This window comes from Clostridium sp. AF28-12, assembly GCF_003435225.1.
GTDB lineage: Bacteria > Bacillota > Clostridia > Lachnospirales > Lachnospiraceae > Pilosibacter > Pilosibacter fragilis.
The window spans coordinates 13,677-29,474 of sequence record NZ_QWGJ01000024.1 but is presented as its reverse complement, the minus strand read 5'-3'; the positions used below and the strand labels follow the sequence as shown (position 1 = coordinate 29,474).

17 protein-coding genes are annotated in these 15,798 nt (G+C 41.5%); 5 read left to right on the top strand and 12 right to left on the bottom strand.

Going from position 1 to position 15,798, the window contains the following annotated elements; translation table 11 throughout:
- The first annotated feature begins 85 nt into the window (after nt 1-85).
- Both DWY93_RS15195 and DWY93_RS16985 read left to right on the top strand, forming a co-directional pair.
- Nucleotides 86-457 (top strand): DUF2500 domain-containing protein, encoded by a 372-nt coding sequence (locus DWY93_RS15195; protein ID WP_117471227.1) that lies wholly within the window; start codon nt 86-88, stop codon nt 455-457.
- Nucleotides 458-473: 16 nt separating this feature from the next.
- On the top strand, nt 474-1,109 hold the full coding sequence (locus tag DWY93_RS16985; protein WP_147324219.1) for a hypothetical protein: 636 nt from the start codon (nt 474-476) through the stop codon (nt 1,107-1,109).
- A gap of 797 nt (nt 1,110-1,906) precedes the next feature.
- On the opposite strand, the gene DWY93_RS16980 is transcribed toward DWY93_RS16985, so the two are convergent.
- The 7 genes from DWY93_RS16980 to DWY93_RS15150 all read right to left on the bottom strand — a co-directional run bounded on the left by DWY93_RS16980 (nt 1,907) and on the right by DWY93_RS15150 (nt 6,174).
- Nucleotides 1,907-2,197 carry a hypothetical protein gene (locus tag DWY93_RS16980; RefSeq protein ID WP_147324218.1) on the bottom strand — a complete coding sequence of 97 codons (291 nt, stop codon included), beginning with the start codon at nt 2,195-2,197 and terminating at the stop codon, nt 1,907-1,909.
- A gap of 233 nt (nt 2,198-2,430) precedes the next feature.
- Complete coding sequence (locus DWY93_RS15175) at nt 2,431-3,228, bottom strand: hypothetical protein (RefSeq protein WP_117471231.1); 798 nt, start codon at nt 3,226-3,228, stop codon at nt 2,431-2,433.
- Between the two features lie 172 nt (nt 3,229-3,400).
- A complete protein-coding gene (locus tag DWY93_RS15170; RefSeq protein WP_117471232.1) occupies nt 3,401-3,685 on the bottom strand; it encodes a hypothetical protein in 285 nt (94 codons plus the stop codon).
- 378 nt (nt 3,686-4,063) lie between these two features.
- Nucleotides 4,064-4,321: a hypothetical protein gene (locus DWY93_RS15165; RefSeq protein ID WP_055157184.1), complete on the bottom strand. Its 258-nt coding sequence runs from the start codon at nt 4,319-4,321 to the stop codon at nt 4,064-4,066.
- Between the two features lie 99 nt (nt 4,322-4,420).
- Nucleotides 4,421-4,624: a helix-turn-helix transcriptional regulator gene (locus DWY93_RS15160; RefSeq protein WP_015527881.1), complete on the bottom strand. Its 204-nt coding sequence runs from the start codon at nt 4,622-4,624 to the stop codon at nt 4,421-4,423.
- Between the two features lie 3 nt (nt 4,625-4,627).
- Nucleotides 4,628-5,269 carry a DUF3796 domain-containing protein gene (locus DWY93_RS15155; RefSeq protein WP_015527882.1) on the bottom strand — a complete coding sequence of 214 codons (642 nt, stop codon included), beginning with the start codon at nt 5,267-5,269 and terminating at the stop codon, nt 4,628-4,630.
- A 269-nt stretch (nt 5,270-5,538) separates the two neighbouring features.
- Nucleotides 5,539-6,174, bottom strand: coding sequence for a helix-turn-helix transcriptional regulator (locus tag DWY93_RS15150; protein WP_055304083.1), 636 nt, complete (start codon nt 6,172-6,174; stop codon nt 5,539-5,541).
- Nucleotides 6,175-6,669: 495 nt separating this feature from the next.
- Between DWY93_RS15150 and DWY93_RS15145 the strand changes: the two genes are divergently transcribed.
- From DWY93_RS15145 to DWY93_RS15135, 3 genes are all read left to right on the top strand, one after another.
- Complete coding sequence (locus tag DWY93_RS15145; RefSeq protein ID WP_278286489.1) at nt 6,670-7,731, top strand: replication initiation factor domain-containing protein; 1,062 nt, start codon at nt 6,670-6,672, stop codon at nt 7,729-7,731.
- Nucleotides 7,731-7,934, top strand: coding sequence for an excisionase (locus tag DWY93_RS15140; RefSeq protein ID WP_002610247.1), 204 nt, complete (start codon nt 7,731-7,733; stop codon nt 7,932-7,934). The genes DWY93_RS15145 and DWY93_RS15140 overlap by 1 nt, the downstream gene beginning before the upstream one ends.
- Nucleotides 7,935-8,012: 78 nt before the next feature.
- Nucleotides 8,013-9,206 (top strand): tyrosine-type recombinase/integrase, encoded by a 1,194-nt coding sequence (locus DWY93_RS15135; protein ID WP_117472579.1) that lies wholly within the window; start codon nt 8,013-8,015, stop codon nt 9,204-9,206.
- Nucleotides 9,207-9,439: 233 nt separating this feature from the next.
- Here DWY93_RS15135 and DWY93_RS15125 read toward each other — a convergent pair whose 3' ends face one another.
- From DWY93_RS15125 to DWY93_RS15105, 5 genes are all read right to left on the bottom strand, one after another.
- Nucleotides 9,440-11,152, bottom strand: a complete 1,713-nt coding sequence (locus DWY93_RS15125) for an AAA family ATPase (RefSeq protein WP_117471238.1) — start codon at nt 11,150-11,152, stop codon at nt 9,440-9,442.
- A 152-nt stretch (nt 11,153-11,304) separates the two neighbouring features.
- The gene (locus tag DWY93_RS15120) at nt 11,305-11,841 is read right to left on the bottom strand and encodes a methylated-DNA--[protein]-cysteine S-methyltransferase (RefSeq protein ID WP_117471239.1); all 537 of its coding nucleotides are present in this window, start codon (nt 11,839-11,841) and stop codon (nt 11,305-11,307) included.
- A 128-nt stretch (nt 11,842-11,969) separates the two neighbouring features.
- Entirely contained in the window at nt 11,970-13,193 is a 1,224-nt protein-coding gene (locus DWY93_RS15115; RefSeq protein ID WP_117471240.1) for a hypothetical protein, read from the bottom strand.
- A 560-nt stretch (nt 13,194-13,753) separates the two neighbouring features.
- Nucleotides 13,754-14,833: an ABC transporter substrate-binding protein gene (locus DWY93_RS15110; protein WP_242990683.1), complete on the bottom strand. Its 1,080-nt coding sequence runs from the start codon at nt 14,831-14,833 to the stop codon at nt 13,754-13,756.
- 176 nt (nt 14,834-15,009) lie between these two features.
- The gene (locus DWY93_RS15105; protein ID WP_117471255.1) at nt 15,010-15,750 is read right to left on the bottom strand and encodes an ABC transporter permease; all 741 of its coding nucleotides are present in this window, start codon (nt 15,748-15,750) and stop codon (nt 15,010-15,012) included.
- Between the last annotated feature and the right edge of the window lie 48 nt (nt 15,751-15,798).

Genomic DNA, 15,798 nt, shown 5'->3' with positions numbered 1-15,798 from the left:
CGTTCCTCTGGAACGGATGCGCAGTTCTTGCGGAATATGCACTCAGGGGAATCGTTAGACGCAAGATTAAGAAGGGGTGAGTGATATGTTTATGCTGTTTGAATATATGTTTCCAATTATCTTCGTGATCGTTTTCGGTATGATCATCTTTCAGTTTGTGACCGGAATCAGAACATGGCACAAAAACAATCAGTCACCGCGTCTGTCGGTGAGTGCAACCATCGTCGCAAAGCGTGAAAATATCACACATCATAGCCATGCAAATGCGGGTGACCTGTCTGGAGCTCATGGCTTTCATTCGACTTCAAGTACCAGCTACTATGTCACGTTTCAGGTAGAGAGCGGTGACCGGATGGAACTACAGGTTTCAGGAAGAGAATATGGAATGCTGGCGGAAGGAAATATCGGAAAACTCACTTTTCAAGGGACGAGATATCTGTCATTTGAGCGCGTGTGATTCAGGAGGTGATAACATGAAAAAACGATTTATAATGCTCGGGATTGTCTGCTTGTTTATGACCGGCTGCCAGACTGCTCAGAAGACGATACCGGAAATAACTACGATTGCCCTTGCAGATTCTGCACATGAAGAAACAGAGACAAATAAAGAAGAACGTGCAGAAGATGCATCGGTAGCAGTAAAGTCGCTGAAAATTGGAAGTTCAAAAGGAAATCCGGATGATCTATCATCCTTGTATCAAACCATACAGACTCACTCCGATCATAACCACTGCAAGTCCAACAAACACCGAATAAACCACTTTGCTCCCCCTGGATTCCGTATTTCTAATGCAAAACACAAGATAACAGATCCAGACAATATAAGCGACAAACAGCAGGCCGCTGCTATAAAAAAACATCGCCAAAAAGAACAAGGTGTTAACTGCTTTCATACCATTCTCAGAAAATATAAGCTCCTTTATTTTCCTCATAGCCGTCACCTCCATGAATTTCGCCGATGCATTCACTCTTTTCCAATGTTTCATTCAACAATAGCTAAAACTGATCCAGTTCAAGATTCATCCCTGACATATCTGCGCTTGTTCACTAATATGCCAACTACTGTAAAAATAATAATAGTTACAATCCAATACTCTACGCCTGGATGATGGTAAAGTGTATATTTTTGTTCCAAGGACATTTCTGCTGTTATTTTTAATATGTTCTTATACTTAATGCAATCTCCAAAAAATTGACCAATTAATATTCCAAACAAATTTCCAAATGTTATTGAAAATGAAACTATATATTTCTTACAATAAAGCAGTACAGTGGAGAAAATCCAAACATATAAATAATGGTGTGTTGCTGTCCATTGAAACAAATATAATTTGGAAAGAACAGTTTGGGACAAAAGGTAAAGCGCAACATATATAATAATCGTAATAAAATATTTCTTTTGAGAGGACAACATTTTTCTCCTCCCCCTTCCCATTACCAAGCAGTTTCCAGACTTTCACCAGTTGAAAATATTCGATGACAGACACACAAACAATGTTCAAGGGTTTATCATTGACTTTTGATTATTAATTTAATGTTCCACTCCTATACTTAAAATTAGATGGGAAATAATATATCTCAGTCGTATTTTTTCCTCCTATTGAGTTCCATATATAAATTTTATATGTGAAACTGGAATAGACAATAGTCCCGCCATCCTCTAATACTTGTTTGCTCCACGGGAAAAATAAAAACCAGGAAACAATAAGAGTTATTACTACAGTCCATAGTATACAATGTTTTTTCATTTTGTCCCCTCCATTTCCCTTTGATTTTGTGAACCAGTGTACAAGTTCTCCATTCATATCACGATCAAACAGCTTTTATGGTGATGCGTTTTTTCTTCTTTGCTCATCTATCAACCATACTATTTATGTATTGAATAATTACCGCGTCATCTCCTATTTCAGACCGAATGTTGAAATGGAAATTCATTATTCAAAATAATAATTAAACCTGAACTTTTTACAGTATAACGAACACTTCGCTTGCCAGAATAGTCAATATTATAACTTTGTTCTCCTGAACGTGATTGCGGAGTTATGTATATTTTCTTTGGGGTTATATCCTTTATTAATTGAGTAAGTCCGCTTCTTTCTTCTTCTGTCAAAGTCTGGTTGTGATAGATTCCTTTATAATCATACCATTCAATGGAAACGGTATCAGAATCATCCGGCCAATTTCCTTTTAAACTCATGTTATTCCAAAGCAAATAAACTATCAGTAGGCACAGAATAGATATTAATGCAATTATGCGTATCTTTTTAATCAGGATCATCTCCATTCTTTAAATGGTGAGTATCACGTTTTCAAGACTAGAAGTAACGACATAATGATTAGGATACTGCGAAAATGGTTCATCACCAGGCAGAAATATAATCTGCATAAACTAGCTCCTTGTAATATTACAAAAAGTAATTACTTTCTTTATTACTGTAATGTGATATGCCCTAACACCCATTCAATGTATTGATCATATTCTTTTTCTATATTAACCACGAGTAATTTATGATCTACTACCATTGCATAACAGTCCGACCAGTCATATTTTGATCCCGGGCAATAATATGTGGAATTTCCTCCAATATCTTTTTTCGTGAATATGTCCGGATTGCTTTTTATTACAGCGTTCAGTTGTTCTTCGCCATTGTCCGAATCATATGTTGCCAACTTTACCTGAAATCTATCGCTATCTATCTCACATTCATATGTTACTGCCGTATAGCTCTTTGCCACAGAAACAGTTTTATCTACTGCGCTGAACGATCCATTATCTAAATTGCTTTCCTTGTTAAAATTAAGCACAAAAATATCCATGCTGTTGTTTGCTGAAAAATCCTCTATAGAACCATACTCTGTGTTTACTATAGATTCTATGATATTCTCATCTTCATCTCTTTGAAATATTTCAGATAACATCTGGGTATTGTGCGCTCCTACACCAGTTAATGTTAATCCCACTGCTAGAATGAAAATAAGAATAGATTCTGCTATGCACCATTTATCTTTCGATAAGACTGTTTTAAGTTCAGGATATGTTCGCTTTAAATGGTATAGGCGAAAAATACCGGCTATGAACCAGATCACCGCAACCCCAACAATACTATTGGATAAAAAATCACCTTTTATTATTTCTAATGAGAGTAAAATTTTTTTTATATACAGGCTCACCAAGATACAGCACATCCCAAAAAGAAAAACTCTCCATGTTTTTATTGATTTATCCATAATAGTGACCTCCTTATCCGGGGGCATTCATCTTAACGGGGCTTTGTTAATTATATTTTTCCTCTGTCTCATTCAGGGACTGATAAAACTGTTCCAGTTCAGAATCAATCGATTCATCCATGACATATTTCTGCCTGTTCACTGTGATGTTTTCCCCGCAAAAAATAATATCCTATTGATATGTTTCCGTTGTTATAATGGCTCTTTTGCTCCAGCCAGATGAGTTGATGATTGAAAATACAGGTTTCTTTTTTCTTTCATTAAACAGACTCGTAAATTCTTCGATCTCCTGCCGGTCTGTTATTCTCTTTTTATAAGGTGGGGATACGAGTATGATCTCGGTGACTTTTTCTGCGTTTAAATCATCAAGCTTAGTTATTTTTCCAACAAAAACTACTATGCCTATGATGATCAGAACAAAAATGATATATCTTATTTTAATTTTCTTCTTGCTCATACTGCCTCCTCTCCGGGGGGCAGTCCACTTTGCGCTTTTCTCTTATTTAAATTATATTTCAATTGCTGTTTTTTTCAATATACTTCCGTATATCTTCATAATTTGTAATATATTATTTATATTTAAAATAAATTTTATATCTAATTTGCGATTATCCGCATAAACACTATACTTTCAAGCACTTTGAAGTATAGAAAATTATTTAATTTACCACGAATTTACCACAATTGAATGAGCCTTGATATGACAATAAAATAGCACTAAAAAGACACCCTTTACACCTGAGTGGTGTCTTTTGTTAAAAAGCAGTCAATCCTAAGACTAACTGCTTTGTGTGTATGGATATAAAGTTGTCAAACTGGGATTGTATGTTGGAAATTATTCTACATCAATCACATCATCTTCACCTATTTCTATGAAAGTGGTGCTACTATCTGTTGAAACGTTTTTAGATACTGACATATTAAATATTATCAAGAGGATATTCAATAGCACAATTACTAGGAATATAACCCCAGCAATTTTCCAAATTTTTTTGCTACGCCTATTCTTAATTGCCATCTGTTCACTGATTTTTGCAAGTTGTTCTGCGATGACATCATTATCATCTTCATCAGGTATTGTTCCTCCAAGCAATACAAATTAACATTATAGTTGCATTACTCTTATATTGATGTAAAACTTAATATTCTATTGTTCCCAATATCACATAGAACCGAATTTACTACCACTATCTTATTTAAAAATGAAAATATCTTCTATCGGTGCATTGAGAACCCGTGAAATATCAATCGCCAGTTTTAGAGATGGATTGTATTGTGCTTTTTCCAACCTCATAATTGTTTCTCTACGAACCCCGACTTTTTCTGCCAGTTGTTCTTGTGTTAAACCTTGTGCTACACGATATACCTTTAAGTTACACATGAAATCTTCTACCATGACTTATTCTCCTTTTTCGTAGCGGTATAATAAATAGTTGCTAAGAAAAATGACTAAAGCATAGATAAGTGAAACAGAAATGAGCATAAAAATTGCACACCATTCCACATTACGAGAAAACATTCCTATTGCCATAAGCCAAATGACTATAAAGAGAAGTTTAAATCCTACTTTATAGGCGTTTATTTCTGCTTTTCTTTTATTTTCTAAAAAAAGTTCATCTTCTAAAGTGTGAGAAAGTTTTCCTTCAAAGAAAAAGCCGAAAAAGCCAAAAAATATAAAGAATACAAAAGGATATATTTTCCCATATTCAAAATAAGTCCAAAAACCGCTAAAACCTAGAAATCCAAATATTCCACACAGTCCCCAATATGAAGATACTGTTCTTGAATAGTTTTTGTCTTTAAAATTTTTAGAAAAGGCGTTTTTAAAGAAGATAACTGTTACATATAAGACATAAATAGCTATCAAAGCACCGACTATCAACATTGGTATATCCTTTATGGAAAATACATAATTAGACATATCCATGTTTTTAACCCAGCGTGCGTCGTTAAATAATAAAGAGTAAATTATCCCTGCAATCAGTAATATTACACACCCTACTCCCATAAAGATAACTTGTTTCATTTGTTTTTTTGTCATAATCATCCCTCTTTTCAATGTGATGTTTTTGTATCTTTATAAGACAAATATATCACTTAATATAAATGGTGTCAACAAGAAAATGATACAAATACATCTCATATCGTTTTTATATAATTTACTACAAATCAGATTTTGTCCCTTTCTTCCTCTTGTCTGCCACAAACAGTAAAGGAAAAGCCCTGTCAAGAGCCTTGCCACCATTGGTGGTGCTTTGCACTCTTTACTGGGCTTTTTGTTTGCTGTATCTTCTACAAAGAGGAAAAGGGTTACTCGTCCTCATCATCAAAATCGTTATTTTTCAATACTTCCCGTAATAATTCCATATCTTCTTTTGAATTGGGGTTTATCATTTTTACGACTTGATAAGGTGTCCTATATTTATGTCCCTCTATGCTTTCACCGAACATATCCATGCTGTATAAATCATCATAGTGGTCTAACAGTTTTTGAAACTTCAAATGCTGGATAAATTCTTTGATTGGATAAAGGTCGGACGCTACAATGCTTTTTCCGTTGATGTAGTCGGTAATATATTCCCGTAACTTTTTCAACTCATATTCCAGCCATTCTTCTTCGCTGTCAAAGAAGTTGTCATAATGCCCATGTTTTAATTCTGCATTTAGTCGTTCTTCAATTCTTAAAAACTGGCAGACTTCCTTTTCGGCTTGATTAACATACTTCCATTCTCCCGACAGTAATTCATTTGGGGTTACACCCAGCACGTCCATTATCTTTTCTAATGTATCAAAGGTAGGATAATTCACACCACGTTCAATCTTGGAAAGGCTCTGCATATTGATACCGATTTTGTCCGCAAGTTCCTGTTGTTTCATTCCTCTGTATTTTCTTATGGTTTGTATGTTCTCTCCTAAGAAACTGATTTTCTTTTCATAATGCTCCATAACTTAGTATAACCGCTCCTTTCGTTGCTTTTTTTGACGTTTATAAGCATATCATACTTAATCTATATCCAAAAGTCAACAAAAACTTCTTGACAAGTAATTCTAATGGCGTTATTATCGTGTTAGATAGAGCGATTAAGCACGCTAGGGTCAATCACACGCTTGAGTAAGCATATAGAATAGATATTTTCACTTTGATAGCATGAATAGGCATGGACTATCAGACTGAAAATCGGATTTCTGACTGGGCTGTTCCGTTTAGCCACGAGCCTTACAAGGCTCGTGAGCGTTAAGAACGGGGCAGACACAGGAAGAAAGGGAACGCCTTTAGGCGTTCGTAAAGGGCGTATATGTAACACCGCCCTGCGCATACATGTCATAGTACCTAGAAACTGTGATAAATAAAGGACAAAACGCTATTTTTACCCCGCAAAAAAACGGGGCATACGAAAGGAGTAATGCACTATAACTACACACAAAAATTTATCCGTTAAGATTGATTACATCAGCATTGTATTTGATACTGCAACCGCAGAAGATGTTATCATGCACATTTTAGATTTACCGACTGACATTTTCAATGTCTATTCGGCAAGCGTTAAATTCAAGACCTATCAAGCACGCTGGCAGATTGGAGATATTTATGTATCGGGGGACGCAAGAAAAACAGAGGACAACCCACAAGGGTTAGGCTGTTATCTTGTTATGACTGGCAGAGGTTGTGATGATATTTTCCGTATTCTCGACAGTAGGAATTATACCTTTGGGGATATGTTCCGACGTTGCGAGCGAAGATACGGACTGGATAACTTCCATTTCACAAGACTTGATATTGCCATTGATGATAGGAACGAAAAGCCATTCTTTACCATAGAGCAGATAAAGAAAAAATGCGAAAAAGAGGAATTTATCTCGAATAGTGAGGGCTACCACTTTGACGAAAGCAAGTTTGATGATTTCGACACCGCAAAGACTGTTTATATCGGTGCTGGGAAATCGGGATTGTCCTACCGCTTTTATGATAAGGATAAGGAAGTCTGTTCAAAACATAACAAGACACTTGAGGAAGTTGGCAGTTGGAAACGGACAGAAATGCAACTGCGTGATGATAAGGCTCATGCTTTTGCCATGACATTCAAGGACAGACCGCTGGAACTTGGGGAACTGGCTTTCGGACTATTGGCAAATAACCTACGCTTTGTCGTGCCAAACAGAAACGAAAGTAATAAGAGCAGATGGAAAACGTGTCGGTTTTGGGAACGATTTTTAGGGGCTGTGGAAGTCTTGAAACTGCAAGTACCAAAACAGCAAAACTCCCTTGAAGAAACACAGCAATGGCTTACAGAGGGTGGCGTGATTTCCGCTGTCAAAAGTTTTTACTTCTTGGAAGAACATGACGCATTAGGTGGACTGGAAAAAGTGGGAACTATGCTTGATAAGGCAAGATACAGTAATTCCCTTTCCAGTAAACTAACTGCTCATTTACAGAGGATAAACCGCACCGACCTTATCCCTTATATTCAATATGACACGAAACATGGGAAAGGGGGGATCTGATGAATAACAACGATATTCCCGTATGGGAAAAATACACCCTTACCATTGAAGAAGCGTCAAAGTATTTCCGTATCGGAGAAAACAAGTTAAGACGCTTGGCAGAGGAAAACAAGGACGCTGGCTGGCTCATTATGAATGGCAACCGCATACAGATTAAACGCCGACAGTTTGAAAAGGTCATTGATAAATTGGACGCAATCTAATGCAAATGAGCCTTGTATGTGTTATGATGAACACAAGTCATATCAAGGCTCTTTCCAACAAGGAAAGGAGCAGACACCATGAAAGAAAAAAGACGGGATAGCAAAGAACGTATCCTGCATACTGGAGAGAGCCAACGAACAGACGGAAAATACTTATATAAATATGTGGACGCATTTGGAAACACAAAATATGTGTATGCTTGGAGATTGACACCCACAGACCCGACACCAAAGGGAAAACGGGAAAAACCCTCACTTCGAGAACTGGAACAGCAGATAAGACGGGATATTGAGGACAGTATCGACAGCACAGGCAAGAAAATGACACTTTGCCAACTCTACGCCAAACAGAACGCACAGAGGGCAAATGTGAAGAAAAGCACACAGAAACAACGGGAACAACTCATGCGGTTATTGAAAGAGGACAAGTTGGGTGCTAGGAGCATTGATACGATAAAACCCTCTGACGCTAAGGAATGGGCGTTACGCATGAAAGAGAAAGGCTTTTCCTACAATACCATTAACAACCATAAACGCTCGTTAAAAGCGTCATTCTATATCGCCATACAAGACGATTGTGTAAGGAAGAACCCTTTTGATTTTAAGTTAAGTGAAGTCCTAGAAAATGATACCAAAGAGAAAGTTGCATTGACAGAGGAACAGGAACAAGTCCTACTGTCATTCATCAAGACGGACAACGTGTATCACAAATATTATGATGATGTGCTGATACTGTTGAAAACTGGACTTCGTATCTCGGAACTGTGCGGACTGACAGTAGCCGATATTGATTTCAAGAATGAAGTTGTGATTATCGACCACCAGTTATTAAAGAGCAAGGAACAAGGCTATTATATTGAAACGCCCAAAACAAAGAGCGGAACAAGGCAAGTACCATTAAGCAAGGAAACGATACAAGCATTTCAACGAGTGATGAAGAAACGTCCAAAGGCAGAACCATTTGTGATAGACGGACGGAGCAACTTCTTATTTGCCAATCATAAAGGCAAGCCCAAAGTTGCCATTGATTATACCGCCTTATTTATCCGCATGGTAAAGAAATACAACAAGCACCATAAGGACAATCCCTTGCCACATATCACACCGCATACACTACGCCATACGTTCTGCACAAGACTGGCAAGCAAGAACATGAACCCGAAAGATTTACAGTATATCATGGGGCATTCAAATATCAGTATCACAATGAACTGGTACGCTCATGCGTCCATAGATACCGCAAAATCAGAGGTTCAGCGTCTAATTGCATAAGAAGTATTTACCACGATTTTAACCACGCTTGATAGCGAAAATATAAGAAGATAGACCTAGATATGCGAGGTTTACCACAAAAGCAAAATGCCCGTAGAGCCTATAAAATAAGGCTTTGCGGACATTTGAGAAGATATAAAAAGATAGTCAAAAAGACATATATAATTTATAAAAAAGAATATACTTTGACACATTCGGACGTCTTACACGGTTGTTTGTAACCCCCTGCATCTTCACCGAGAACAATTTCCGGAAACCACCGCTTTACAACGTTTCTTACAGAAGGCAATTCCGTAAAGAGTGATATCTTTTCGACCATCATTTAAAAGATATTCCTGATAACGCCGGTCATTGATCTGATCCAGCGCCGCCCTGCAGGCCTGCTCCATCTCATCGTAATCCTTCGTGTATTTCAGTTCCACAACAATGCCTGCATTCGGATCTTCCGTTTCTACGATAATATCCGCAAATCCCTCTCCTGCCTCAACATTAGATTTCACAAGCCAGTCTGCGTTCCCCGTTAAAATACCCACGAGAAGATTATGGTATGAGATTTCTTTTTTTTCTTCTCCAGTTTTTATGTCAAAAACACTGATGGAATTGCTCATGATCCGATTGAGATACATCTCAACTCCGTCCGTATTTCCCTCTTCAAAAGCATTCCAGAAAGCAGTTAACTGCTCCGTATTGCTGAAGATCGACTTTTTAAACCACTCCTGGATCTGCAATTTAAACACTTCACAAATCTCCCGGTTTGGAATCACGAGCTTATACGCGCCATCCTCTGTCATCCCTGCCTGCGTGAGATATCCAGTGGTAAATAGAACACTCCAGAGATTTTCGATGCTGTTATCGATCTCATCATAAGTGAGATCAAGACGGAGCATTTTTTCAATTGCGTTCCCGGCAATCAACTGTTCGATCTCATTCCGGGTCGTTCTGTTTGCCTTATCCACAAAACGCTTTACAAGGTCATTCCCGCTGGTATTGATCCAGTATGCTTCCGGTCTTGCATTCGGATCGTCCTTGATTCGGTCGATATGATTAATGACATCCCACGGACAGTACACGTCAACATTGCCAAAACGATAACCGTCGTACCATTCCTTCGTTTCCGAAAATCTCGCCTCCAGGTGATAATCCGCGAGAAGTTTCTGTACTTCTTTATCTGTAAAACCAAACTGTTCATCAAACCTCGAATCGGTAATCGACAGGATCTTGAAATTATTTAATCCTGTAAAAATACTTTCCTTAGAAACCCTGAGACATCCGGTCAAAACTGCAAAGGCTAAAGCCTCATTTGTTTTCAGTGCCCTTCCGAACAGCGCCCGGATCAAAGCGACCATCTCCCGATAATAACCATGCTGAAATGCCTTATCAAGCGGTACATCATATTCATCGATCAGAATAACCGTCTTCTGATTAAAATGCTTATACAGAAGTTCGGAAAGCGTCTGCAGAGAGCCGCACAGTACATCGTCACTCATCTGATAATGTCCATCTGCAAATGCAGTCAACACTCTATATTTTTCCCTGTCACGATCCGATAAATTTGTGTCCTTTGCCAAAAAAGGAAACCTCTCTGCCTCCCTCGCAATGAGTTCGACCATCTGATATTTCGCTGTATCAAAATTCAATCCCTCTGCATTTTTTAATGAAAGAAAGATCACCGGGTACTTTCCCATATGTTCAGAACAGATCTTTTCATTGGCACAAATATGGAGTCCGTCAAAAAGCGACCGGTCCGTCCCGATTTCAAAGAAATATTTCAGCATGCTCATATTGAGTGTTTTTCCAAAACGGCGCGGACGGGTAAATAAATTAACTTCCCCCCAATTCGAAAAGAGCTGCTCGATCAGGCTCGTCTTATCGACATAGTAGAATCCATTTCGACGGATCTTTTCAAAATTATCGATGCCAACCGGCAGTTTTAAAAATTCATCCATGATATCAGCTCCTTCCGTTGCTTTATAGCTAATTACACTTTATCAGAAATTTATTATGAAAGCAATCGCTATCCATCTTTACAATAGATAAAGCTGTCGTTCCGCAAAAAATTGCCGCAACGACAGCCCTGCTGTTTATTCATATTTTCCCGCTACAGCGCCGTCCCTTTCTTCGGCACAAACATCCCAGACATATCCGTCCGTTCCAGTTTCAGCAGCCCGATTTTCTTCTCGATTCCGCCCGCATACCCAGTAAGGCTGCCGTTCGTTCCGACCACCCGATGGCACGGAATCAGGATCGAGATTGGATTATGACCGACCGCGCCCCCAACAGCCTGGGCAGACATGGTCTTTTTCCCGGACATCTCAGCGACTTTCCTGCCGATCTCCCCGTATGTCATGGTCTTTCCATACGGGATCATAAGCAGGATCTTCCATACCTTTTTCTGGAACTCTGAGCCCTCCGGCGCCAGCGGCGGAAGAAACTCCGGTTCTTTCCCGGCAAAATAAAGATCCAGCCACTCTTTCGTCTGCTTCAAAACAGGCGTCTCCTTATCTTCCGTCTCTTTCTTATCCAATCCAGAAGCAAAGTACTTCTGCCCCTCAAACCAGACTCCTTTTAATACGTCATCATCCGCCGCCATATAGATCATTCCAAGCGGTGAATCATAGTGTGATACAAAGATCATATCCTCGTTCCTCCCAAATATATCCTCTGCAGCAGTCAGTCCGCAGTTTCTTTACCTGTCACATGATTTCCAAGTTTCTGAATCTATCATACCACGTTCTCCCAAAACTTCTTTGCAAAAATGGAAATCTAATTTGCTCTCTTTCCAAGCCATACAGCCACCCCGAAATGCACCAGACAGACCACAGCTCCCAATACAAACACCCACTCCGGACCGACAAACTTCCAGACAGCTCCTAAAAGCCCGGAGACCGTCACTGCCAGCACATGATCCACACTCAGGCCGAAGGACAGGTTCTCCATCACGTCCGCCGGAGAGTCGCTGAGTTTTTTCATTAACATCACATGGACCGCGTTAAAATGATCCGCGATCATAATAAAAATATATGCCGTGAACGCAAAGATCTGCTCCATTCTTCCTGCAAACACACCGGACGTGATCCCATGGACCGCCCAGGCTGCATACAGAAAGATCGCCCCGATCGTCACACTCTCCAGAACAAGTCCCTTTTTCACACCATACCGGTCAAGAAATTTTCCGATCTGCGGCGCAATCATACTGCTGCCAAAATGCGCCGCGATTCCAAGAAGCGCCACCGTATCTGCCCCCATCGCGAGGAGCTCGATAATGATCCACGGTGCAAACACCAGACGCATCCGTTTCTGGAAACCATAAACTCCCGTAACGATATAATAAGGAATGTATTTCTTCTTAAGCGGCAGTCCTTTTTTCTTCTCATCATGCTTCCGCACATCAAGGGCCGGAACCTCTCTTCTCAGTCTCCACAGGAAGAATAACGCCGCCGCAACGACTACAAGTGACACGCAGAACGACGGAACGATCGATCTGTCCGCCCGGAACCAGAACGCCCCGTACCGGAATCCGATAAATACAAGCAATGATGCCGCCATAGACCCCATCGTCGCATATCCCCGGTATTTTCCGAGAAATGTCCCCGTCTTCCCCTCATCCGCGAGATCCATCGCGATCGCATCCCGGACCGGCATGACAATATGATCCCCGAGAGAATAGGTAAACACAAACAGCTGCATTAAGAGATATCCCGGAGATAAAAGACCAAGGACAAACATTCCCACCGCATACAGGCAGAAACTGATCATCGCCAACGTCAGATTTCCACATCCCGACAGCGCCGTGATCACAAACACTCCCACAACTCCCGGCAGCTCCCTCGGGATCTCCAAAAGCCCCCTCTGCACCGAGTCCACCTGATACACGCCCTTAAAATAATTCGAGATAATACTGCCGCCAAATCCGTTCGCAAACGTAAACAGGACGAAAGCGATCAAAAACAGCCGCCTTGCCCTCTCCTTCTTCATCTGTTCCGCCATAACCTTCCTCCCATTTAATCTCGTCAATATCCAGCACAGGACTGCCTCTGGACGCGATGACTGATTTTCAAAAACCGAAACAGTACAGTTTTCCTCCATCCAGACATCTCTTTTTTCTTCGAAAAAACGTTATCTAACCTCAATTATAATACATATCGTTCATATGAACAAGCGTTCTTTCCCACAGTAACAACCAGATCATACATCCTCCAGGTCTATCCTTACGCCTCCAATCCCCAGCGCAGGTCAGCCTCCGGAACCGGGTGCCTGATTTACAGGCCTGGCTTCCTCTTGGCTCGCAGGAAAATGCGTTGGAGGAAATGGGGCCTTGTCTGAGCGAAGCGAGTTGCGTCCCATTTTCTCCGCCCTTAGCATTTTTCTGCAAGCATAGAGGAACCGCCTGGAAATCGACAGCACCAGGAGCCGGAAGCTGACCTGCGCGTACTTCCGCCAAGTTGACTCAACCTCTCTTTTCCTGACTCAAACCAACAAAAATACCGGAACAGCAGTCTCCCCGCCATCCCGGTATTTCTCAATTCCTATAAGATTTCCTCAGGAACCTACTCCCCGAGGTCTACCATCACATCAGAAACCTCAACCTTCTGATCGATCAGTCCACTCTCAAGCATCCAGTCGATGTTCTCCTGCCAGCACTCCTCCGTCTGTGTCAGGAACGGAACATCCTCCGTCTCCATAAGCGGGAGCAGCGTTGCACAGGATTTCTCCTCTACGCTCTGCGTCAGCGGGAAATTCTCCTCATTCTGGTTGTTCATGAGGATCGCGAGACAGCCGTCCGGATCATTCTTGAAATCCTCGAAGCCCTTTGCGGAAGCTCGAAGGAAACCCTTTAAGACCTCCGGTTCCTTCTCGATCAGATCATTGTTCGCGAGGAACACTTCCTCATAATAATTCGGAATGCCATATCCGTTTGCCATGAAATAATTGACGTCAAAGCCCTCTTCCTCCAGCTGCGGAACCTCATGGTTCACAAGACAGCCGATGGTGGCATCCACGTTGCCTGTAGTCATGGAGCTCATCAGGTCAAATCCAACGTCGATCAGATTTACATCTGACGCGTCCGCGCCCACATACTCCATCATGGTCTTCACAATAGACTCACTGAGAGCTGTTCCGCCGTATCCAACTGTCTTTCCGACAAGATCGGACGGGCTTGTAATGTTCTTATCCTTTAAAGAAAGTACAATGCTCAACGGAGACTGCACGATCGCACCGATGGACTTGATCTTCGTTCCCTGATTTGCAACCGCCTGGATCACATCCTGCTGATAATACATTCCGATCTCCGCCTTGCCGGCAGCGACAAGTGCCAGCGCGTCATTCGCGTTCGCAGGGAAGCGGACCTTCACATCAAGTCCCTCTTCCGCATAATATCCGCGCTCGATGGCGGTGTAAATAAAGGTGTGGATCGCGTTCGGATACCAGTCCAATACCACGTTGACCTCACGGAGATCCTTTTTTTCACCGGAAGCTGCTGTTGTTTCTGCCGCGCTGCTGTTGTCCGCTGAAGCCGCTGCCGTCGTCTCCGCTGTCTTTGTCTCACTCTTACCGCATCCTGCAAGTACTGTCATACTGAAAGCCGCAGCCATCACCGCTGCAGCGATTCTCATTCCTTTTTTCATGTCATTTCCTTTCGTTATCAAAATAATTTGTCCAGTTCTTTCACTGGTCGGCCAGAATTTCATGTTATGCATTCCATAGATACTGATTCTGCCCAACTCATTTCCATATAATCGCAAAATTCTGCCAGGAGCTTGAACTTCCGCTTTCCAGACCGAAAGACAACTTCTGTCATTTTCTACTCATTTCTCCAGTGAATGATCCGTTTTTCAAGCAGTGTGACTACCCAGACAGCCGCCATCGCCGCCACCGATAACAATAAGATCGGTGCGAACACTCCGGCTCCATCAAGCTGTGTCATCATTCTCCTGCTGAAGTATCCAAGTCCGCTCTGCGCTCCCAGCCATTCACCAATAGCTGCTCCGATGATCGATAACGGAACCGCCATCTTGATCGCCGAGAAAAAGCAGGGCAGGACAGCCGGAACCTTTAACTTCATAAAAATCTGACGTTTATCCGCGCCAAAGGTAAAGAGCAGCTCTTCCATCTCCGTCTTCACCGACTTAAATCCGTCGAATACCGTGATCGTGATCGGGAAAAACGTGATCAATACCGTCACAAGCACCTTACTCCAGATCGTATATCCGAACCAGAGCACAAAAAGCGGCGCCAGCGCTGTCGTCGGGATCGTCTGGGACGCGATGATAAGCGGATAAAGTGCCTTTTCCGCTGTCTCGCTGGCATCCATCAGAACGGCCAGACCAAGGCCAAGAATAATGGAGATCAGAAGTCCGATCCCCACCACCGACATCGTTGCCGGAAGGTGTGCCGTAAATAACGGACCTCTAAGCTCCCAGAGCCGTACCACCACCTGGGTCGGTGACGGCAGGATATACGCCGCGTCGATTCCCATAGCCGCCGCCTGCCAGAAGATCAGCAGAACCGCTACCAGAATCGCCGCTGGAAGGTTTGTACTCAGAACATTATGGGTCTGTCCACGCGAAGCCCCGGAAGGAATCCGCGCATG